Annotated in this window: 22 protein-coding genes and 1 riboswitch; of the genes, 9 read left to right on the forward strand and 13 right to left on the reverse strand. The window is 71.4% G+C overall.

Translation table 11 applies throughout. From position 1 onward, the window contains the following. Positions 1-6: 6 nt before the first annotated feature. Positions 7-699 carry a copper homeostasis protein CutC gene (locus ACGFYN_RS28905; RefSeq protein ID WP_393868817.1) on the reverse strand — a complete coding sequence of 231 codons (693 nt, stop codon included), beginning with the start codon at positions 697-699 and terminating at the stop codon, positions 7-9. A gap of 90 nt (positions 700-789) precedes the next feature. After that, positions 790-1,455: a maleylpyruvate isomerase family mycothiol-dependent enzyme gene (locus tag ACGFYN_RS28910; protein ID WP_393868818.1), complete on the reverse strand. Its 666-nt coding sequence runs from the start codon at positions 1,453-1,455 to the stop codon at positions 790-792. 106 nt (positions 1,456-1,561) lie between these two features. Here ACGFYN_RS28910 and ACGFYN_RS28915 point away from each other — a divergent pair, with 106 nt between their 5' ends. Together ACGFYN_RS28915 and ACGFYN_RS28920 are read left to right on the forward strand one after the other, a co-directional pair. Next, the gene (locus tag ACGFYN_RS28915) at positions 1,562-2,224 is read left to right on the forward strand and encodes a hypothetical protein (RefSeq protein ID WP_393868819.1); all 663 of its coding nucleotides are present in this window, start codon (positions 1,562-1,564) and stop codon (positions 2,222-2,224) included. A gap of 10 nt (positions 2,225-2,234) precedes the next feature. Further along, positions 2,235-3,302, forward strand: coding sequence for a GNAT family N-acetyltransferase (locus ACGFYN_RS28920; RefSeq protein WP_393868820.1), 1,068 nt, complete (start codon positions 2,235-2,237; stop codon positions 3,300-3,302). On the opposite strand, the gene ACGFYN_RS28925 is transcribed toward ACGFYN_RS28920, so the two are convergent. Both ACGFYN_RS28925 and ACGFYN_RS28930 read right to left on the reverse strand, forming a co-directional pair. After that, positions 3,299-3,562: a DUF4031 domain-containing protein gene (locus tag ACGFYN_RS28925; RefSeq protein WP_393868821.1), complete on the reverse strand. Its 264-nt coding sequence runs from the start codon at positions 3,560-3,562 to the stop codon at positions 3,299-3,301. The two genes, ACGFYN_RS28920 and ACGFYN_RS28925, sit on opposite strands and share 4 nt — an antisense overlap. Further along, on the reverse strand, positions 3,559-3,942 hold the full coding sequence (locus tag ACGFYN_RS28930; protein ID WP_393868822.1) for a hypothetical protein: 384 nt from the start codon (positions 3,940-3,942) through the stop codon (positions 3,559-3,561). Before ACGFYN_RS28930 ends, ACGFYN_RS28925 begins: the two co-directional genes overlap by 4 nt. A 55-nt stretch (positions 3,943-3,997) precedes the next feature. Here ACGFYN_RS28930 and ACGFYN_RS28935 point away from each other — a divergent pair, with 55 nt between their 5' ends. Both ACGFYN_RS28935 and murQ read left to right on the forward strand, forming a co-directional pair. Then, complete coding sequence (locus ACGFYN_RS28935) at positions 3,998-4,936, forward strand: MurR/RpiR family transcriptional regulator (protein ID WP_393868823.1); 939 nt, start codon at positions 3,998-4,000, stop codon at positions 4,934-4,936. 139 nt (positions 4,937-5,075) lie between these two features. Beyond that, positions 5,076-6,011, forward strand: a complete 936-nt coding sequence (gene murQ, locus ACGFYN_RS28940; protein ID WP_393868824.1) for an N-acetylmuramic acid 6-phosphate etherase — start codon at positions 5,076-5,078, stop codon at positions 6,009-6,011. Between the two features lie 26 nt (positions 6,012-6,037). On the opposite strand, the gene ACGFYN_RS28945 is transcribed toward murQ, so the two are convergent. Continuing rightward, positions 6,038-6,430, reverse strand: coding sequence for a hypothetical protein (locus tag ACGFYN_RS28945; RefSeq protein ID WP_393868825.1), 393 nt, complete (start codon positions 6,428-6,430; stop codon positions 6,038-6,040). Between the two features lie 114 nt (positions 6,431-6,544). Here ACGFYN_RS28945 and ACGFYN_RS28950 point away from each other — a divergent pair, with 114 nt between their 5' ends. From ACGFYN_RS28950 to ACGFYN_RS28960, 3 genes are read left to right on the forward strand one after another with little or no spacing between them, the layout of a single operon-like run. Further along, positions 6,545-7,384 (forward strand): helix-turn-helix domain-containing protein, encoded by an 840-nt coding sequence (locus tag ACGFYN_RS28950; protein ID WP_393868826.1) that lies wholly within the window; start codon positions 6,545-6,547, stop codon positions 7,382-7,384. Then, on the forward strand, positions 7,368-7,565 hold the full coding sequence (locus ACGFYN_RS28955) for a DUF397 domain-containing protein (protein WP_393868827.1): 198 nt from the start codon (positions 7,368-7,370) through the stop codon (positions 7,563-7,565). Before ACGFYN_RS28950 ends, ACGFYN_RS28955 begins: the two co-directional genes overlap by 17 nt. A 5-nt stretch (positions 7,566-7,570) precedes the next feature. After that, positions 7,571-8,140 carry a hypothetical protein gene (locus ACGFYN_RS28960; protein WP_393868828.1) on the forward strand — a complete coding sequence of 190 codons (570 nt, stop codon included), beginning with the start codon at positions 7,571-7,573 and terminating at the stop codon, positions 8,138-8,140. Between the two features lie 10 nt (positions 8,141-8,150). On the opposite strand, the gene ACGFYN_RS28965 is transcribed toward ACGFYN_RS28960, so the two are convergent. The 6 genes from ACGFYN_RS28965 to thrC form a co-directional block, all read right to left on the reverse strand. Further along, positions 8,151-9,653, reverse strand: a complete 1,503-nt coding sequence (locus ACGFYN_RS28965) for a carboxylesterase/lipase family protein (RefSeq protein WP_393868829.1) — start codon at positions 9,651-9,653, stop codon at positions 8,151-8,153. Positions 9,654-9,737: 84 nt separating this feature from the next. Beyond that, a complete protein-coding gene (locus tag ACGFYN_RS28970; RefSeq protein WP_393868830.1) occupies positions 9,738-10,865 on the reverse strand; it encodes an NADH:flavin oxidoreductase in 1,128 nt (375 codons plus the stop codon). A 225-nt stretch (positions 10,866-11,090) separates the two neighbouring features. Then, entirely contained in the window at positions 11,091-12,713 is a 1,623-nt protein-coding gene (gene groL / locus ACGFYN_RS28975; RefSeq protein ID WP_393868831.1) for a chaperonin GroEL, read from the reverse strand. A gap of 361 nt (positions 12,714-13,074) precedes the next feature. Continuing rightward, entirely contained in the window at positions 13,075-13,281 is a 207-nt protein-coding gene (locus ACGFYN_RS28980; RefSeq protein ID WP_019057200.1) for a cold-shock protein, read from the reverse strand. 450 nt (positions 13,282-13,731) lie between these two features. Further along, positions 13,732-14,007, reverse strand: coding sequence for a MoaD/ThiS family protein (locus tag ACGFYN_RS28985; RefSeq protein WP_189186171.1), 276 nt, complete (start codon positions 14,005-14,007; stop codon positions 13,732-13,734). Between the two features lie 116 nt (positions 14,008-14,123). Beyond that, a complete protein-coding gene (gene thrC / locus ACGFYN_RS28990; protein ID WP_393868832.1) occupies positions 14,124-15,410 on the reverse strand; it encodes a threonine synthase in 1,287 nt (428 codons plus the stop codon). A 17-nt stretch (positions 15,411-15,427) separates the two neighbouring features. Further along, positions 15,428-15,584, reverse strand: a riboswitch (SAM riboswitch). Between the two features lie 130 nt (positions 15,585-15,714). On the opposite strand from thrC, the gene ACGFYN_RS28995 reads away from it, so the two are divergent. Beyond that, positions 15,715-16,659, forward strand: a complete 945-nt coding sequence (locus ACGFYN_RS28995) for a glucosyl-3-phosphoglycerate synthase (protein WP_393868833.1) — start codon at positions 15,715-15,717, stop codon at positions 16,657-16,659. 86 nt (positions 16,660-16,745) lie between these two features. After that, entirely contained in the window at positions 16,746-18,146 is a 1,401-nt protein-coding gene (locus tag ACGFYN_RS29000) for a trehalose-6-phosphate synthase (protein ID WP_393868834.1), read from the forward strand. Here the strand turns inward: ACGFYN_RS29000 and otsB are convergent. Further along, on the reverse strand, positions 18,134-19,003 hold the full coding sequence (otsB, locus tag ACGFYN_RS29005; RefSeq protein WP_393868835.1) for a trehalose-phosphatase: 870 nt from the start codon (positions 19,001-19,003) through the stop codon (positions 18,134-18,136). The two genes, ACGFYN_RS29000 and otsB, sit on opposite strands and share 13 nt — an antisense overlap. A 28-nt stretch (positions 19,004-19,031) precedes the next feature. Then, positions 19,032-19,265 (reverse strand): DUF3263 domain-containing protein, encoded by a 234-nt coding sequence (locus tag ACGFYN_RS29010; protein WP_393868836.1) that lies wholly within the window; start codon positions 19,263-19,265, stop codon positions 19,032-19,034. Between the last annotated feature and the right edge of the window lie 32 nt (positions 19,266-19,297).

Here is a 19,297-nt window from a genome sequence, read left to right on the forward strand (position 1 = left end):
GATCACTCACCGTGCGTCCAGCACGTGCCGCCACTCCAGCACGGCCTCTCGCGACACCGGCCCCTCCCAACCGTCCGGCCGCGCCGCCCCGCCGATGTGGAACGCCTCGACGCCCGCAGCCTTCAGCCGGGGCACGTGCTCCAGACGGAGGCCGCCGCCGACCATGATCTGCGGCTCGTAGCCCGGCTCCCCGCGCCGCGCCGCCTCGGCGAGCAGCACGGGGAGCCCGTCGTCCACGCCCGCGGCCGAACCGGCGGTGAGATACGCGTCCAGGCCCGGCAGCCCGTCGAGCTGCTTGCGCAGCGCGTCCCGGTCCGCGGCGCGGTCGATGGCCCGGTGGAAGGTCCACGGGCAGCCGTCCAGCTCTCCCACGAGGCGCTCCACGGTGGAGAGGTCGACGGCGCCGCCCGCGTCGAGGAATCCGAGCACGAACTCCTGGGCGCCGGCGGCCCGCATCCGCCCGGCGGTCTCCAGCAGCCGCTCGGCGTCCCCCACCGCGAACCCGTCCGCCAACCGCAGCATCACCCGCAGCGAGATGTCGACGGCGGCGCGGATCCGGGCGAAGGTCTCGACCGACGGGGTCAGCCCGTCGGCCGCCATGTCGGTGACCAGCTCGAGGCGGTCCGCGCCTCCGGCCTGGGCGGCGACCGCGTCCTCGACTCCGAGGGCGATCACCTCCAGGACTGCACGCTTGCTCATGGGGCCCCATTCGTCGACTCGGCGGGCGATACAGGTCTAGTCCAATTCACAGCCTAGCCCGTGCCCCCGCCGGTCCACGACGCCCCGGCGTCACCCGAAGATGTTCAGCTCCCCCGCCTCGACGCCCACCAGCTCGAAACCGGCCCCCTTCACCGGCCGCCCCGAGTACAGCCGCACGAGGTCGGCGGCGCGGCCGATGAAACGGGCCGGGGGCCGCGAGGCGGCCAGGTCCCCGAGGCGCTGCGGCTCGTCCACGTCGTCGAGGTCGGCGTGCAGCGGCAGATGCTCCTTCTCCCGCGTGATCCGCACGAGCAGGGTGAGCGCGTCCGGCAGCCCGGGGCCCTCGTACGCCCCCGGCTCCCCGAAGGTGTCGCGTACGTCACCGGCGTGCACCCACTCCCCCAGCGCGACCATGTCCAGCACACCGCCCGCCTTGGCGATCACCGGCCCGGCCTCGGTCATCCCGCGCTCCAGCTCGTCGACGACCTGAGCGTTCGTCCAGCCGGCGCGCTCGGCGATGTCGCGGTCGTTGCACTCGGGCGAGAACACCCCCTCCTCGTACCGGCTCTCCACCACCCGCATCAGCGCGGACGAACAGTGCGCGAGCACATCCCGCACCGACCACCCCGGACACGCGGCGGTCGGCAGCGCGAAGTCGTCGTCCGGCCGCGCCCGCAGCAGCGGCACCAGCGCGTCCCGCTCGGTGATCAGCAGCCGCCCGGGCAGTTCGGGGTCACGTACCTCGGCAGTAGTCATGACCTCCACGCTAGGGGCTCCGCCGGACGAGCGGCACAGGGCCGACGCGCACCGACCCGGCCGATCCCGCGCCGGGCCCCGCAGGGATCGGCGGGAGAATGGGCGCATGGCCGATCTCGAAGCCCTGCGTTTTCGCTGGACCCGTGCGCTGGAAGGAGCCCGTGCCGCCGGTGCCGGTCCCGATCCGGCTCCGTACGCCGACAATCTCCTGGCCCGCTGGCAGGAGCCGCAGCGGCACTACCACACGCTCACGCATCTGACGGCGGTGCTGGAACGCGTGGACGTACTGCAGGAGTACGCGGCCGACCCGGACGTCGTGCGCCTCGCGGCCTGGTTCCACGACGCGGTCTACCTGCCCGACCGCTCCGAGAACGAGGAGCGCTCCGCCCGTCTCGCCGAGCGCGCCCTGCCCGAGGCCGGGGTGCCGGAGCACAAGACCGCCGAAGTGGCCCGTCTGGTCCGTCTCACCGTCACCCACGACCCGTCCGAGGACGACCGGGACGGCCAGGTACTGTGCGACGCCGACCTCGCGATCCTCGCCGCGCCCCCGTCGGTGTACGCCGCCTACACGGCCGCCGTCCGCGAGGAGTACCACTTCGTGCCGAACGACGCCTTCCGGACCGGCCGCGCCGCGGTCCTGCGCCAACTCCTCGATCTTCCGCGGCTGTTCAGGACGCCCCACGGACAGGCCGAGTGGGAGGCGACGGCGCGCTACAACATCGGCGCGGAGCTGGAAATCCTGTCGCTTCCCGAGGACCCGGCGCCCTAGTCTGCGGCCTATGCGTGCATGGGGCGGGAACAGGTTGCAGGAGGCAGTAGAGGGCTGCGTCGCGGTGCTGCGGACCGCCGTGGACCGGGACTGGCGGGCGGTGCGGGCCGGCCGGCTGGAGTGGAACTGCCACGAGACGGCGTTCCACATCGCCGAGGACCTCATCGCCTACGCCGCCAACCTGGCCGGACGGGCCCAGGACGCCTACGTCCCCTTCGACATCACGCTCGACGAGGGCACCGACAACACGGGCCTGCTCCACGTGATCGAGACGACGGGCGCCCTGTTCGCCGCCACCATCCGCACGACGCCGCGCGAGGTCCGCGCCTTCCACCCGTACCCGTTCCGCAGCGCGAACCGCGAGGGCTTCGCCGCGATGGGCATCGCCGAGGTCCTCGCCCACACGCACGACATCGCCGAGGGCCTTGGCCTGACCTACGAACCACCCGCCGTCCTGCCCGAGTTCGTCCTCACCCACATCTTCCCGCACGTCCAGCCGGGCCCCGACCACTGGCGCACCTTCCTGTGGGCCACCGGCCGCGGCGACCTGCCCGGCCGCGCCCCGGTCACCGAGTGGCGCTGGCGCAACAACCTGGTCATCCCCGCCGGGCGCCTCACCCTCCAGGGCATCACGCCCGCGTCCGCGCGCGACCTCGTGATGGGCGGCGACGGCGGGTTCGACTGGATCGAGGGCGGCCCGTTCGACGGCACCCGGGAGGCCTCCGGCTTCATGCTGAAGGCGTACGAAGGGGGCCTGCACCAACCGGAGTTCGGCGTCTTCGCACTCGTTCGCCGCGAGGACGGCCGCGCGGTCGGCGGCATGGGCTTCCACGGCCACCCGGACGAGGAGGGCCGGACCGAGATCGGCTACGACCTCGCCGAGCCCGCCCGCGGCAACGGCTACGCGACCGAGGCCCTGCGCGCCCTGTCCGACTGGGCCTTCGCCCGCGACGACGTCCGCACCCTCTTCGCGACGATCGACCGCGCCAACCGCCCTTCCCAGGCGGTCGTCACCCGCGCGGGCTTCCGGCAGGTGAGCGAGGACGAGGAAGGGCTCGCCTACGAACTCCAACCCTAGGGCCGCCCCTTGGGCCGCCGCAGCCCCGCCCCGGTCAGCAACCGCACCACCTCGCGGCTGCTGACCTCCACCGCGCCGGCGCGCACCGCGTCCGCGTACCGGTGGGAGGGGATGTCGTAGTGGTCGCGCTCGAATGCCCGTCTGGGGACGCCCAGCTTCTCGGCGAAGACGTGCAGTTCGTCGTAGGAGAGATCGCTGACCAGGTGGGACCACATCCGGCCGTGGCCCGGCCAGGTGGGCGGGTCGATGTAGACCGTCACGAGGACGCCGCTTCGCCGGTGGCCCCTGCCAGCGAGCCCAGCGCCGCGACCTTCACGCCCGCCTTGTGGCAGACCCAGTGCGGATCGGGACCCAGCTCCGGTTCGACCTCCAAGGCGTGCGGGTCGGCCCCGCCGCAGGCCGGGCACAGCGGCCAGCGGCCGTACGCCTCCAGCAGGGCGTCCTGGACGTCCTGCGCGACGAGGCCCGCCACGTAGTCCGCGCCCTCCGGCCACTGCTCGACCCACCAGCGCCGCTGCGCGACGGACTCCTCGACCATCGACACCACGTCCGAGGCCGTGACGTCACCGGCGGCCAGATCGGCGAGGACGAGGGCGCGTGCGGCATGCAGCGTCTGTTCCAGGGGACTGATGGGGTGCATGTCCCCATTGTGCGCACTCTTGACCGCAGGACCGAGCCGAAAATATCTTTCATACGTGACCCAGAACGTGAAGGAAATTTTCGCATCCGAGGGAGCGGGCACGCCGGGCGCGGCGCGTCCCGCGCCTCCCGCACCGGCCGCGCTCGCCGCGAAGGTGCGCACCCTCGGGCCCTCCATGACCCGCTCCATGCAGCGGGTCGCCGAGGCCGTCGCCGGCGACCCGGCCGGCTGCGCGGCGCTCACGGTCACCGGCCTCGCCGAGCTCACCGGCACCAGCGAGGCGACGGTCGTGCGCACGGCCAGACTGCTCGGCTACCCCGGATACCGCGATCTGCGGCTCGCCCTCGCCGGGCTGGCCGCCCAGCAGCAGTCCGGGCGGGCGCCCGCCATCACCACCGACATAGCGGTCGACGACCCCATAGCCGACGTCGTGGCCAAACTCGCCTACGACGAGCAGCAGACCCTCGCGGACACGGCGGCCGGACTCGACACCGTGCAGCTCGCGGCCGCGGTGAGCGCGGCGGCAGCCGCGCGGCGGATCGACGTCTACGGCGTCGGGGCGTCCGGTCTCGTCGCCCAGGACCTGGTGCAGAAGCTGCTGCGGATCGGGCTGCTGGCCCACGCGCACAGCGACCCGCACCTCGCCGTGACCAACGCGGTGCAGCTGCGCGGCGGCGACGTCGCCATCGCGATCACGCACTCGGGGTCGACCGGGGACGTCATCGAGCCGCTGCGGGTCGCCTTCGAGCACGGCGCGACCACCGTCGCGATCACGGGGCGGCCGGACGGGGCGGTCACTCAGTACGCCGATCACGTGCTGACGACGTCCACCGCCCGTGAGAGCGAGTTGCGCCCAGCGGCGATGTCGTCCCGGACCAGCCAGCTCCTTGTCGTGGACTGCCTGTTCGTGGGAGTGGCGCAGCGGACGTACGACACGGCGGGGCCCGCGCTGGCCGCGTCCTACGAAGCACTGGCACATCGGCACAGGCGCTAGACCGTAGAACCGGAGGCTGTGGATCGTCTGCGGGCCGATGTGGCTGGTCGCGCCGACGCGGCGGCAGCCGCACATCCAAGCAAGCCCCGCGCCCCTCAAAGACCCTCACCGGACCGCACTTCGAAAGAGCCGCGCCCCTATGACCTCCACATCCAGCCCCCGTGAACTCCGAGCCGAGTTGGAAGCCCTGACCACCGAGGCGTTCCGGCCCGAACTCGCCGACATCGATCGGCTGCCCACCCTCGACATCGCCCGCCTCATGAACGGGGAGGACGCCACCGTGCCCACGGCGGTGGCGCGGCGGCTGCCCGAGATCGCCGCCGCCATCGACGCCGTCGCGGAGCGGATGGCGCGCGGGGGGCGGCTGGTCTACGCCGGGGCCGGCACCGCCGGGCGGCTCGGCGTGCTGGACGCCTCCGAGTGCCCGCCGACCTTCAACACCGACCCGGACCAGGTCGTGGGCCTGATCGCGGGCGGGCCCGAGGCGATGGTGACCTCCGTCGAGGGCGCCGAGGACTCCGCGCAGCTCGCCCGGGACGACCTCGACGCACTCGGTCTCCTGGCCGCCGACACCGTGGTCGGCGTCTCCGCCTCCGGCCGCACCCCGTACGCCATCGCCGCCGTCGAACACGCCCGCGCGCTGGGCGCGTTGACCATCGGGCTGTCCTGCAACGCCGGCAGTGCGCTCGCCGCCGCCGCCGAGCACGGTCTGGAGATCGTCGTCGGGCCCGAGCTGCTCACCGGCTCCACCCGCCTGAAGGCGGGCACGGCGCAGAAGCTCGTGCTCAACATGCTCTCGACGATCACGATGATCCGGCTGGGCAAGACGTACGGGAACCTGATGGTCGACGTACGCGCCTCGAACGAGAAGCTGCGCGCCCGCTCCCGCCGTATCGTCGCCCTCGCCACGGGGGCGACGGACGACGAGATCGAGCGGGCCCTCGCCGCCACCGACGGCGAGGTGAAGAACGCGATCCTGGCCCTCCTGGCCGACGTGGACGGCCCGACGGCGGCCCGCCTGCTGGCGGACTCCGACGGCCACCTGCGGGCGGCGCTGGCGGCGGCGTCCGGCTGAAGCGTACGGCTACGGCAGGCGCGCCCTCAGCACGGCAGCCGGCCCTGGCTGTTGGCCTTCCGGACACGCGCCCGCATCACCTCCTCCGGCGACGCCGTTTCGGCCGACTCCGGCGGGCAGTCCCACTCGCGCCCACCGGCGACGGGCCGCAGCTGCACCCGGCCGCCGACATGTCCCATCACCTCCCCGACCCGCCCGTCCCGTACGTCCACGGCATGCGCGCCGACCGGCGGCCGCTCGCCGCGCAGCACGGACGCCAGCCGCTCCGCGGTACGGGTGTTGCAGCGGCCCAGGTCCACGAGGGCGAACGGCTCGTCGCTCGCGCCGGTGACGGGGTCGACGGTGAGGGAGGGCAGGACGACGCCGACACCCACGAGGGCGGCTCGCAGGGTTTCGACGACTTCTTCGGTCGGTCGCACGGTGCTCGTACCTCCACACTGAGTTCACTGTTCGCCACCCAGCGTGTCCGTCACGGCTCTAGCCTGGCCATACGTGCCGTCCAACAACCATGTCTGTCGGACAGGGAGTTGCCCATGCCGGGACCGAAGGACCTCGACCCGTCGTCGTCACCACGAGCCCTGCTGGGCGCGGAGTTGCGCCACGCGCGGGAGAAGTCGGGGCTGAGCCAGGAGGAGCTCGGGGTACGGCTGTTCGTGAGCGGCTCGTTCGTGGGGCAGCTGGAGGCGGGCACGCGGCGGATGCAGCCGGAGTATGCGCGGCTGCTCGATGACGCGCTGAGCACGGAGGATTTCTTTCAGCGGAACTGTGGGGCGGCGGCGAAGTCCCGCTATCCGGAGCATTTCGCCGAGGCGGCGGAGGCGGAGGCCGCTGCCGCACAGGTTCGGGAGTACACGCCGCAGCTGATCCCGGGGTTGCTGCAGACACCTGCGTACGCACGTGCTGTATTCCGGGCCTATCAGCCAACGGCACCGGAGGAGGTGATCGAGGAGCTGGTGGCGGCACGGATGGGACGGGCCCGGCTCCTCGCTGATCCAACAGAGCCGTTGTTGTGGGCCGTGGTTGACGAAGCCGCTGTACGCCGGGTGACGGGTGGGCGGGCGGTGATGGCGGAGGCGCTGCGCCACATCGCGGGGCTGGTGCACCGAAGCCGGGTGATCGCCCAAGTGCTGGCGTTCGAGGCGGGAGCGCATCCGGGCATGGAGGGCGCCATCAAACTGATGGACTTCGAGGACGCACCGCCGTTGGTCTACTTCGAGGGACCCGGCATCGGACGCCTGGAGGACGATCCGGCCACCGTCCGCCGCCATCGGCTGACCTACGACCTCCTCACCGCCAGTGCGCTGTCTCCCGAGAACTCCCTGGCCTTGATTGAGGCCGTGGCGCAGGATTACGCCCATGAGGAGCATCCCTGAAGACACCTGGTACAGGTCCAGCTACAGCGGCGGCAGCGGCGGCAACTGCCTGGAAGTGAGCCACGGCCAACCCACCCTGGTGCCCGTACGGGACTCCAAGACCCCCCACGGCCCGAAACTGACCTTCCGCCCGGAGACCTGGACCGCGTTCGTCGAAGACCTCAAGCACCGCGCACACTGATACCCATGAACCACGCCCAGCTGACCGCCCTGGGCCGTGCCCTCCGTCTCCTCGGGGAGCACGGCGAATCCCTCACCGCCGACACGCCGGACGGCAAGCTGCACGAGGTCAAGGCGGACCTCCGCCGCGCACTGGAGCTGCTGGACGACAGCGTCACCGGCGCCGCGCCCGCGACCCGCTGCCCGGAGCATCCCAACGGGCCGGTGGACGAGAACGCGCACGACCTCTGCCTGCTCTGCGAGACCCGGCGAAGGGCGGCCCGCAGGGCCGAGTACAACGGCGGCCCCCTCCCCTCCAACCCGGGCCGGTCGGCGCCGTCGCGCTACGGCGTCAGCGCCGACCGTCCGCAGCCCCAGCAGCGCTGGCTGCCGGAGCTGTGGAACGGGCAGACGTGGCAGCTGTGCGGCACGCCGAGGCGGGACCGGCGCGAGGCGGAGCTGTACATCACCGCCCAGCGCCGCGGCCCGCGCCCGGCGATGGCGTACCGGCTGGTGCACGAGTTCACCGACTACGAGGTGCTGCGGGTGTGGGGCACACCGGTGAAAGTCGACATCGAGCCGCTGGGCAACCTGTAGCGCCGGTACGTCACTTCAGCAGCGGCAGTTCCGTGAACTCGTGGCCCTCCCACAGCCGCCGCGAGGTCTCCTCCGGGTACGGGACGACCTCCGGTGCCGCGTCGAGCACCTGGACCAGGCGCTTCCGGTCGTCGTAGGCGGGCCAGCCCGGGTCGCCCGTACGGGCGAACGCGCTCCACGAACTCCGGAAACGCGCCGAGAGTTCCCGCGCCTCCGCCGGAACCTCGCTCCCCGCGAACAGCAGCATCCCCAGGTCCGCCTCGAACGTGCCGAAGAGCAGCGGGATGTCGAGGCCGTGGCAGGCGCCGAGACCGCCCGGGGCCGGCCAGGTCAGCTCGTAGACGTGGGCGGGGCCGCCGCCCGCGAGCTGTGCCTCGGCCAGGCGCAGGGACGGGACGTTGAACAGCCAGTCGGTCTGCACCCGTTCGAACAGCTCGCCCGGCGTCGCCTCGGGGAAGGCGGCGCGGTACGCCCGCTCCCCGTCCGGCCCCGGCCCGAACGTCCGCAGCGCCCAGGAGGCCTGCTCCTCCCCGATGGTGCCCAGGAGGCCGCCGATGGCGAGGAACAGCCGGAACTCGTCCCGGTTGTGCCCGACGAGCAGGTCCACGTCCCGTCCCGCGCCCGCGGCCAGCGCCTGCCAGGGGGTGCACGGCAGCACCTCGCCGTCGACCACCGGCGAGAACGGCGTGGAGGTCGGGGCCACCCGGCCCCATCGGTCCCCGTACGACGTCATCCGGGCGCTCAACGCCTCGCTCGCCGCGGTCAGTCGGCGGGGATCGACGGTGGCCAGGTCGGCCGCCGTCGGGCGCAGTCCCGCCTCCTCGGCGATGGCGGAGGCGATGTCGCGGGCCAGCTCGTCGGAGAAGAAGGTGCCGGGCACGCTCTGCGCGACGGCCCGCCGGAAGAGCCCGCGTGCGGCGGGCATGGCCAGCAGCGAGGCCACCGACCCGGCACCGGCCGACTCGCCGAACACGGTGACCTGTCCGGGATCGCCGCCGAACGCCGTGATGTTGTCCCGCACCCATTCCAGCGCGGCCACCTGGTCGAGCAGACCGCGGTTGGCGGGCGCACCGTCGAGCAGTGCGAACCCCTCGATCCCGACGCGGTAGTTGAGCGACACGACGACCAGGTCGCCCTCACGCGCGATGCGTTGGGCGTCGTAACCGGGGCTGCCGGCATGGCCGATCTTGTACGCCCCGCCGTAGATCCACACCATCACCGGGCGGTGCGCGGCCGGATCCGCCTCCGGCGTCCAGACGTTCACGGTCAGCCAGTCGTCGCCGTCGAGCATATCCTGGACCGCCTTGCGGCCCTGGATGCCGGACTCCTGCGGGGGCGGGGGACCGAAGGCGTACGCCTCCCGGGTCCCCTCCCACGCCCGCACGGGCCGCGGTGCGGCGAACCGGGCCTCTGCGACGGGAGGTTGGGCGAACGGTATCCCGCGGAACACCGTCAGCCCGTCCTCGCGCCGCCCACGCACCGCACCGGCGGCGGTGCGCACGACTGTCGTCATCTTCGGCTCCTTGTCGCGTCGGTCTCCTGAGTCGACCTCCGCGACAAGAATGTCAGCCGTGACAAGACGGCCTGGTGTCAGGCGTCAGCTCAGCGACTTGAGCGCCGCCGCGTCGTAGGGCTTCAGCTCCGAGACGCGGCCGTCGAGGACCTTCGCCGCCCACTCGGGGTCCTGGAGCAGGGCGCGCCCGACGGCGACGAAGTCGTACTCCTCGCGCTCCAGCCGGTCCAGCAGGTCGTCGATGCCGCGGACCCCGGAGCCCTCACCGGCGAACGCCCGGATGAAGTCGCCGTCGAGACCGACCGAGCCGACCGTGATGGCGGGCTTGCCCGTCAGCTTCTTGGTCCAGCCGGCCAGGTTGAGGTCCGAGTCGTCGAACTCGGGCAGCCAGTAGCGGCGCGTGGAGGCGTGGAAGGCGTCGACGCCGGCGGCGGCGAGCGGCGCGAGGATGGCCTCCAGCTCCTCCGGGGTCTCGGCGAGCCGGGCGTCGTAGGCCTCCTGCTTCCACTGCGAGTAGCGGAAGAGGACCGGGAACTCGGGCGAGACAGCCTCCCGCACCGCCGCGACGATCTCCTCCGCGAACTTCGTACGGGCCACGCGGTCGCCGCCGTAGCCGTCCGTGCGGCGGTTGGTGCCCGCCCACAGGAACTGGTCGAGGAGGTAGCCGTGGGCGCCGTGCAGCTCCACGCCGTCGAAGCCGATGCGCTCGGCGGCGGCCGCCGCCTCGGCGAACGCGCCGATCACCGCGTCGAGGTCGGCCCGGTCCATCGCCTTGCCGGTGGCCTCGTCGGCGCCGATGCGCAGACCCGAGGGGCCGACGGCGGGCGCGTCCGCGAAGGGCGGCTGGCCCTGCTCGCGGACCATGCCGATGTGCCACAGCTGCGGGACGATCGTGCCGCCCGCCGCGTGCACCGCGTCGGCCACCTTGGCCCATCCCGCCAGCTGCTCCTCGCCGTGGAAGCGCGGGACGCGGTCGCTCTGCCCGGCCGAGTCGTGCCCGACGTAGGTGCCCTCGGTGACGATCAGGCCGACACCCGCGGCGGCACGGCGCGCGTAGTACGACAGCACGTCCTCGCCGGGGACGCCGCCCGGGGAGAACATGCGCGTCATCGGCGCCATCACGATGCGGTTCGGGACGGTCAGGCCGTTGATCGCGGTCGGCCGGGACAGTATCTGGGCCGCACGAGAGGCGTGGGACTCGGTGACGGTCACGTGGGGGCTCCTAGCGAGTGGATCTGTCGGTCAGCGGCTGCGCTGAACCAGCTGGTATGTGCATGCGCATTGTTGCACTGCCTTAAGCAACCGCCTATGCGCCACCGCACATTCCGCACCCCGCCACCTGCGGCTGTGACCCCGGACACAGCGAAGGGCGGCACCCCCTGTCGAAACAGGGGATACCGCCCTCGGCAGGTACCTCGATCAACCGGAACCGGTCGATCAGAAGTCCATGTCACCGCCCGGCATGCCGCCACCGGCGGGCGCGGCGGCCTTCTCCGGCTTGTCGGCGATGACGGCCTCGGTGGTCAGGAAGAGCGCGGCGATGGAGGCGGCGTTCTGCAGAGCAGAGCGGGTCACCTTCGCCGGGTCGATGATGCCTTCCTTGACCAGGTCGACGTACTCGCCGGTCGCGGCGTTCAGGCCGTGCCCCGGGGTCAGGTTGCGCACCTTCTCCACCACGACACCGCCCTCGAGGCCGGCGTTGACGGCGATCTGCTTCAGCGGGGCCTCGAGCGCGATGCGCACGGCGTTGGCGCCGGTCGCCTCGTCACCCTCGAGGTCCAGCTTCTCGAAGACGGTGGACGCCTGGATGAGCGCGACGCCACCACCGGCGACGATGCCCTCCTCGACGGCGGCCTTCGCGTTGCGGACGGCGTCCTCGATGCGGTGCTTGCGCTCCTTGAGCTCCACCTCGGTGGCGGCGCCGGCCTTGATGACCGCGACACCGCCGGCGAGCTTCGCCAGGCGCTCCTGCAGCTTCTCGCGGTCGTAGTCCGAGTCGCTGTTCTCGATCTCGGCGCGGATCTGGTTGACCCGGCCCTGCACCTGGTCCGTGGAACCGGCGCCGTCGACGATGGTGGTCTCGTCCTTGGTGATGACCACCTTGCGGGCGCGGCCCAGCAGGTCGAGGGAGGTGTTCTCGAGCTTGAGACCGACCTCCTCGGAGATGACCTCGCCGCCGGTGAGGATGGCGATGTCGTTCAGCATCGCCTTGCGGCGGTCACCGAAGCCCGGGGCCTTGACGGCGACGGACTTGAAGGTGCCGCGGATCTTGTTGACGACCAGGGTCGACAGGGCCTCGCCCTCGACGTCCTCGGCGATGATCAGCAGCGGCTTGCCCGACTGCATGACCTTCTCCAGGAGCGGGAGCAGGTCCTTGACGGAGCCGATCTTGGAGTTGGCGATGAGGATGTACGGGTCGTCGAGCGACGCCTCCATCCGCTCCATGTCGGTGGCGAAGTACGCCGAGATGTAGCCCTTGTCGAAGCGCATACCCTCGGTGAGCTCGAGCTCCAGACCGAAGGTCTGGGACTCCTCGACGGTGATGACGCCTTCCTTGCCGACCTTGTCCATGGCCTCGGCGATGAGCTCGCCGATCTGGGTGTCGGCGGCGGAGATGGAGGCCGTCGAAGCGATCTGCTCCTTGGTCTCCACGTCCTTGGCCTGCTCGAGCAGGGCACCGGAGACGGCCTCGACGGCCTTCTCGATACCGCGCTTGAGGGCCATCGGGTTGGCGCCGGCGGCTACGTTGCGCAGGCCCTCCTTGACCAGGGCCTGGGCGAGAACGGTCGCGGTGGTCGTACCGTCACCGGCGACGTCGTCCGTCTTCTTGGCGACTTCCTTGACCAGCTCGGCGCCGATCTTCTCGTACGGGTCCTCGAGCTCGATCTCCTTGGCGATGGAGACACCATCGTTGGTGATCGTGGGGGCGCCCCACTTCTTCTCGAGGACGACGTTGCGGCCCTTGGGGCCGAGCGTCACCTTGACGGCGTCCGCGAGCTGGTTCATGCCGCGCTCGAGGCCGCGCCGCGCCTCCTCGTCGAACGCGATGATCTTGGCCATGTGAAGTGGTCCCTCCAGGACTGGGGGTGATTCCTTCGGACCGCGCCCGCGCCCGCGACGGACGGCTCGCCGACCCGTGGGTTCCTTGCCCCACCCGGCCTGCGGGCCTCACCGACCCGGTCCTTCTTTGTCACTCTCACCTTCAGAGTGCTAACGCCAATGATTAGCACTCGACCCATGCGAGTGCAAGCGCCTCCCGGGGACTGGGCCGGCGTCCCAAGGGCCGGGCGGGGCTTCCGGGTGGGCGGACCGCGAGCCTCCGCCGGCCCGGGCCCGGGCATGCCGAAGGGTCCGCACCCAGGGCGCGGACCCTTCGATCAAGAAAAGAAGAACGTCGCTGCGATGTGACCCGGCGCGTGCTTCAGCTGGTCGCCAGTCGGACCATGTCCGCCTGCGGCCCCTTCTGGCCCTGCGAGATCTCGAAATCGACCCGCTGACCCTCTTCCAGGGTGCGGTAACCGTCCATCTGAATCGCGCTGTAGTGGACGAAAACATCCGCACCACCGTCGACCGCGATGAAGCCGTACCCCTTCTCCGCGTTGAACCACTTGACGGTGCCCTGAGCCATGCCTAACTCCCCTATTACTGGCCCTTGCACGGACCCGCACTTCGCGGATCCGGGTCAGACCTCACCCCCCACGGTTGGGGGCGTGCGCCGGAACGCGTCGACCGCGGCTGAATGTATCTGTCCAACTGCCGTCTGCAACAGGTCAATCGGACGAGAATTCCGGGCACGACCGGTCGGGAATTTACTGAGAATTCGCCAGAATTCAGGGCAAGTCGGGCCCCATAAAAGGAGCATAAGACGCAAAAAACCTACACACTTTGGCGACTTCTCGCTGCCCGAGAAGTCAGAAGCCATATGCATCCGGCATGCAGATCCGAGCCGGTTCCCCAACTGTACCGTGCTCAACCATGCAGAATTGCCCCCTCCGCTTCTCTCACGGAGGGGGCAATTCGATGAACTCTTCGTAACCGACCTTACCGACGGTAATAATCGGGGCGCGCGACCTGTTGGTCAGCCTCCGGCGACGGCCGGGATGATCGAGACGCCGGCGCCGTCCGGAGTGGCCGTCTCGAGGCCCTGCTCGAAACGCACGTCGTCGTCGTTCACATAGACATTGACGAAGCGGCGCAGCTTGCCCTGGTCGTCGAGCACACGGGCGGCAATACCCGTGTGGTTCTTCTCCAGATCGGCGATGACCTCGGCGAGAGTGCCGCCTTCGGCGGTCACCTCGGCCTGGCCGCCGGTGTAGGTGCGCAGGATGGTCGGGATACGAACGTTGACGCTCACGTGGAACCTCCGGTCAGGTGTGGCTTTCAAGGGGCGCGGGGCTGCGTTGGATGTGCGGCTACCGCCGCGTGGGCGCGACCAGCCCCCACCGGCCCGCAGACGAGGGACGAGCCGCTTTACGCGAGCCCGGCCTCACGGAACGACTCGAGGCTCGGACGAATGGTCGCGGTCAGCCCCGTACCGGCCACCGCATCCAGCGTCTTCAGCCCGTCCCCGGTGTTGAGAACGACCGTGGTCAGCGCCGGATCCAGCGCCCCGCTCTCGATCAGCTTCTTCGTCACGCCGACGGTCACGCCCCCGGCGGTCTCCGCGAAGATCCCCTCGGTCCGGGCGAGCAGCCGAATCGCGTCGACGACCTGCTCGTCGTTCACGTCCTCCACCGCGCCACCGGTACGCCGCGCGATGTCGAGCACGTACGGACCGTCGGCGGGGTTGCCGATCGCCAGCGACTTGGCGATGGTGTTCGGCTTCTGCGGGCGGACCACGTCGTGCCCCGCCTTGTACGCCGTCGAGACCGGCGAGCAGCCCTCGGCCTGGGCGCCGAAGATCTTGTACGGCTTGTCCTCGACGAGCCCGAGCTTGATCAGCTCCTGCAGACCCTTGTCGATCTTCGTGAGCTGCGAGCCGGAGGCGATCGGGATCACCAGCTGGTCCGGCAGCCGCCAGCCGAGCTGCTCGCAGATCTCGTACGCCAGGGTCTTGGAGCCCTCGGCGTAGTACGGCCGCAGGTTGACGTTGACGAAGCCCCAGCCCTCGCCGACCGGGTCGCCGATCAGCTCGGAGCAGAAGCGGTTCACGTCGTCGTAGTTGCCCTCGATGCCGACGAGCTCGCCGCCGTAGACCGCGGCCATGACGACCTTGCCCTGCTCCAAGTCGTGCGGGATGAAGACGCAGGAGCGGAATCCGGCGCGGGCCGCCGCGGCGCCCACGGCGCCGGCCAGGTTGCCGGTGGAGGAGCAGGACAGGGTGGTGAAGCCGAAGACGCGCGCCGCCTCCAGGGCCTGCGCGACGACGCGGTCCTTGAAGGAGTGCGTCGGGTTGCCTGAGTCGTCCTTGACGTACAGGCCGCCGGTCACGCCCAGCTCGCGGGCGAGGTTGTCGGCCTTGACGAGCTTGGTCCAGCCGGGGTTGATGTTCGGCTTGTCCGCCACGTCCGCCGGGACGGGCAGCAGGGGCGCGTAGCGCCAGATGTTCGCGGGGCCCGCCTCGATGCGCTTGCGGAGCTCCTCGGCGTCGTAGGCCGAGAAGTCGTACGCGATCTCTAGCGGGCCGAAACACTCCTCGCACGCGAAGACCGGTCCGAGGGGCACCCGGTGCCCGCACTCGCGGCAGCTGAGGGCAGCGGCGGGGCCGAGGTCGACGGTCTTGGGGTCGGTGGTGCTTGCAGCAGTCTGCGCAGCCATGGAGGCGAGGCCCTTTCTCCTCATCTTCCTCACGACGCATCTCGCCGTGAGACGGATTTGGCACCTTCCCTAGCCGGGGAGCCTCGCGGAACGATCAGCACTGATCTACGAGTACCGGCTGGAGGGTTGCCGGGGCTTCAACGGGCCGTTTCCCTCTGCCCCTCTGGATGAGCGGTATGCGGTTGTGAACGGCGGTGACCCCGGACATGCGATGGTCATCGGCGTTGTTCAAGACTGTAACCGACGGCCAGGACAGTTGAGAGAGCCGTCCGCAACGCGAGACAACAGTGAGGAGCCGCCGACCGTGCTGGAAGAAGTCGAGCGCTGGCTGCGCACCCGCTCCTGGTCCGTGGCCGACCGCCCGCTCCACGCGATACTGGCCGCCAAGCAGCGCACGGGCCGGTCGGTCTCGGTCGTCCTGCCCGCGCTCAACGAGGAGGAGACGGTCGGCGACATCGTCGCGCTCATCCGTCTCGACCTCATGCGGCAGGTCCCGCTGGTCGACGAGATCGTCGTCGTCGACTCGGGGTCCACCGACCGCACCTCCGAGGTGGCCGCGGCGGCCGGCGCGCGGGTGGTGCACCGGGACGAGATCCTGCCGCGCATCCCGGCCGTACCCGGCAAGGGCGAGGTCCTGTGGCGCTCCCTGCTCGTCACGGCGGGGGACATCGTCTGCTTCGTCGACGCGGACCTGAAGGAGTTCTCCTCCGACTTCGTCTCCGGGATCGTGGGCCCGCTGCTCACCGACCCGGAGGTCGATCTGGTCAAGGGCATGTACGACCGCCCGCTCGCCGGGGCGACGGGCCAGGGCGGCCGGGTCACCGAGCTGATGGCGCGCCCGCTGCTGAACATGCACTGGCCGCAGCTGGCGGGCTTCGTGCAGCCGCTCGGCGGCGAGTACGCGGCCCGCCGCAGCCTGCTGGAGCAGCTGCCCTTCCCGGTCGGCTACGGCGTGGAGCTGGGCATTCTGGTCGACGCCCTGCACCTGGTGGGCCTCGACGCGCTCGCCCAGGTCGACGTCGGGGTGCGCAAGCACCGGCACCAGGACGGGCAGGCACTGGGCCGGATGGCCGCCGCGATCTACCGCACGGCGCAGCTGAGGCTGGCCCGCGGGCATCTGGTGCGGCCGTCGCTGACCCAGTTCGAGCGCGGCGAGGACGGCTTCGAGCCACGGACCTACTCCGTCGACACCGAGGAACGCCCGCCGATGGTGGAGATCGCCGAGTACGCCGAGCGCCGGGTCGCCTGACGCAGCCGGTCACGCGCCGTATACGGTCCACCCACGAGGGGCAAGCAAACGTTTGAGCGTTTACGGGCCTGGCTAGGTTGAGGCTTATGGCTTCCACGCACGGCGCTGCTCATCAGGTGCTGGTCGCGTCCAACCGCGGACCGGTCTCGTACGAGGTTCAGGACGACGGCTCGCTGTCCGCGAAGCGGGGCGGCGGCGGGCTGGTCTCCGGCCTGTCGGCGATCGGTCCCGACGTGGACGCGCTCTGGGTGTGCTCCGCACTGTCCGACGGCGACCGGGAGGCGGTACGGCGCGGGGTCGGCGAGGACGGCGTACGGATGCTGGACATCCCGGCCGGCGTCCACGCGGACGCCTACAACGGCATCGCGAACTCGGTGCTCTGGTTCGTCCACCACCTGCTGTACCAGACCCCGCTGGAGCCGGTCTTCGACGCGGAGTTCCGGCGGCAGTGGGCGTCGTACGAGATCTACAACCGGGCCTTCGCCGAGGCGCTCGCCGAGGAGGCCGCCGAGGGCGCGGCCGTGCTGGTGCAGGACTACCACCTGTGCCTGGTGCCGGGGATGCTGCGAGAGCTGCGCCCGGACCTCAGGATCGGGCACTTCTCGCACACGCCGTGGGCACCGGCGGAGTACTTCCGGCTGCTGCCGGACGACATCGCCGGGCAGGTGCTGCGCGGCATGCTGGGCGCCGACCGCCTCGGCTTCCTCACCCGGCGCTGGGCGGAGGCGTTCACCGCCTGCTGCACGGAGCTGGTGGGCGGACTCGAGGGCACCGAGGTCGGCGTGCACGGGCTCGGCGCGGACGCGGACTTCCTGCGCAAGCGCGCGCACGAGGCCGACGTGGCCGAGCGGATGACCGCGCTGCGGGCAGAGATCGGGGAGGGCCGCAGGACGGTCGTGCGGGTCGACCGCACCGAGCTGTCGAAGAACATCGTGCGCGGGCTGCTGGCGTACCGTCACCTGCTCGACGCCCGCCCCGAGTGGCGCGAGCGGGTCGTGCACGTGGCGTTCGCGTACCCCTCGCGGCAGGACCTCGCCGTGTACCGGGACTACACGGCCGAGGTGGAGCGGGTGGCCGAGGAGATCAACTCCCGGTACGGAACGCCCGGTTGGACCCCTGTCGTGCTGCACGTCAAGGACGACTTCGCGCGCTCGCTGGCCGCCTACCGGCTGGCCGACGTCGCCCTCGTCAACCCGATCCGGGACGGCATGAACCTCGTCGCGAAGGAGATGCCGGTGGTCTCCGACGAGGGCTGCGCGCTGGTTCTCTCGCGGGAGGCGGGCGCCCACGCCGAGCTGGGCGAGGACGCGATCACCGTGAACCCGTACGACGTGGTGGAGACGGCGGACGCGCTGCACGAGGCGCTGACCATGCCCGCCGCGGAGCGGGCCGAGCGGACGAAGCGGCTGGCGGCAGCGGCGACCGCGCTGCCGCCCGCGCAGTGGTTCCTGGACCAGCTGAACGCGCTGACGGGTCAGGCGAGTTGAGCCGCGAGCCCGCGTAGCAGCCCTACGACTCCTGCCGGGCCGTCCACCACGATGTCCGCGCGCTCCCGCAGCTCGGTGACCTCGTCGCTGCCGCTGCACACCAGCAGGCCCGGGACGCCGTCGGCGCGGAGCCGGTCGACGGCCGAGAAGGCGGGCAGGTCGCCGAGGTCGTCGCCGGCGTAGAGGACCGCCGAGGCGCCGGTCTCGCGGACGTACTCCAGCAGGGCCACGCCCTTGTCCATGCCCGGCGGGCGCAGCTCCAGGACCAGGCGGCCGGGCTCGACGATCAGGCCGTGGCGCGTGGCGAGGTCGGTGAGGGGTGCGCGCAGCGCCTCGAAGGCGGCCTGCGGGTCGGCGGATCGGCGGGTGTGGACCGCGAGGGCGCGGCCCTTCTCCTCGATCCAGGTGCCCTGCCACGCGCCCTCGCGGTCCAGGACCCCGGGCAGTTCGGCCCGGAGGGCGGCGACGCCGGGGTGCGGTGCCGGGGCGCTGACCTCGCCGCTGACGGCGTCCCAGCGCTCGGCGCCGTAGTGGCCCAGGACGATCAGGTGCTCCAGGCCGGGGACGCCCGCGAAGCCGCCGTGCCGGACGGCGACGCCGGCCGGGCGGCCGGTGACGACCGCCACGGAGGCGACCTTCGGGGCGAGGGCGGCCAGTGCCGGCACCGCCTCCGGGTGCGCGCGAGCCTGTTCGGGGTCCGCCACGATCGGGGCGAGGGTGCCGTCGAAGTCGAGTCCGACCACCGTCTTGCCGGGACCGGCGAGGATCGCTGCGAGTCCGTCGCGGCCCGCCCTGGTGGCGGGCGTCGGCAGGGGGTCCATGGAGTGCGTCGAGTCCGTATCCGTATGGGTGCCCATACGGCGACCTTAGCCGGGGGTGTCCCCCTCAGCGTTCCGCCCGTCTTTGTTCCCTCACCCGCCGCAGCCTGTTCACCGTCACCGGATCGTGGGCGAGTGCCCTCCTGTCGTCCAGGAGGGCGTTCAGCAGCTGGTAGTAGCGGACAGGGGCCAGGCCCAGCTCCTCGCGGATGGCCCGCTCCTTCGCGCCCGGCCCCGGGAAGCCTCTGCGCTCCAGGGCGAGGACGGCCCGTTCGCGGTCGTCCAGCTGCTCCTCATCCATGCCCTGCACCGTAGCCCCCGGCACTGACAGCG

Source organism: Streptomyces sp. NPDC048419, assembly GCF_043200415.1.
Taxonomy (GTDB): domain Bacteria; phylum Actinomycetota; class Actinomycetes; order Streptomycetales; family Streptomycetaceae; genus Streptomyces.

Excerpts from the sequence above, each read along its gene's own strand:
- ACGFYN_RS28905 (WP_393868817.1), bottom strand. The coding sequence starts at position 699 with ATGAGCAAGCGTGCAGTCCTGGAGGTGATCGCCCTCGGAGTCGAGGAC.
- ACGFYN_RS28910 (WP_393868818.1), bottom strand. The coding sequence starts at position 1,455 with ATGACTACTGCCGAGGTACGTGACCCCGAACTGCCCGGGCGGCTGCTG.
- ACGFYN_RS28915 (WP_393868819.1), top strand. The coding sequence starts at position 1,562 with ATGGCCGATCTCGAAGCCCTGCGTTTTCGCTGGACCCGTGCGCTGGAA.
- ACGFYN_RS28920 (WP_393868820.1), top strand. The coding sequence starts at position 2,235 with ATGCGTGCATGGGGCGGGAACAGGTTGCAGGAGGCAGTAGAGGGCTGC.
- ACGFYN_RS28930 (WP_393868822.1), bottom strand. The coding sequence starts at position 3,942 with ATGCACCCCATCAGTCCCCTGGAACAGACGCTGCATGCCGCACGCGCC.
- murQ (WP_393868824.1), top strand. The coding sequence starts at position 5,076 with ATGACCTCCACATCCAGCCCCCGTGAACTCCGAGCCGAGTTGGAAGCC.
- ACGFYN_RS28950 (WP_393868826.1), top strand. The coding sequence starts at position 6,545 with ATGCCGGGACCGAAGGACCTCGACCCGTCGTCGTCACCACGAGCCCTG.
- ACGFYN_RS28955 (WP_393868827.1), top strand. The coding sequence starts at position 7,368 with ATGAGGAGCATCCCTGAAGACACCTGGTACAGGTCCAGCTACAGCGGC.
- ACGFYN_RS28960 (WP_393868828.1), top strand. The coding sequence starts at position 7,571 with ATGAACCACGCCCAGCTGACCGCCCTGGGCCGTGCCCTCCGTCTCCTC.
- ACGFYN_RS28965 (WP_393868829.1), bottom strand. The coding sequence starts at position 9,653 with ATGACGACAGTCGTGCGCACCGCCGCCGGTGCGGTGCGTGGGCGGCGC.
- groL (WP_393868831.1), bottom strand. The coding sequence starts at position 12,713 with ATGGCCAAGATCATCGCGTTCGACGAGGAGGCGCGGCGCGGCCTCGAG.
- ACGFYN_RS28980 (WP_019057200.1), bottom strand. The coding sequence starts at position 13,281 with ATGGCTCAGGGCACCGTCAAGTGGTTCAACGCGGAGAAGGGGTACGGC.
- thrC (WP_393868832.1), bottom strand. The coding sequence starts at position 15,410 with ATGGCTGCGCAGACTGCTGCAAGCACCACCGACCCCAAGACCGTCGAC.
- ACGFYN_RS29000 (WP_393868834.1), top strand. The coding sequence starts at position 16,746 with ATGGCTTCCACGCACGGCGCTGCTCATCAGGTGCTGGTCGCGTCCAAC.
- otsB (WP_393868835.1), bottom strand. The coding sequence starts at position 19,003 with ATGGGCACCCATACGGATACGGACTCGACGCACTCCATGGACCCCCTG.
- ACGFYN_RS29010 (WP_393868836.1), bottom strand. The coding sequence starts at position 19,265 with ATGGATGAGGAGCAGCTGGACGACCGCGAACGGGCCGTCCTCGCCCTG.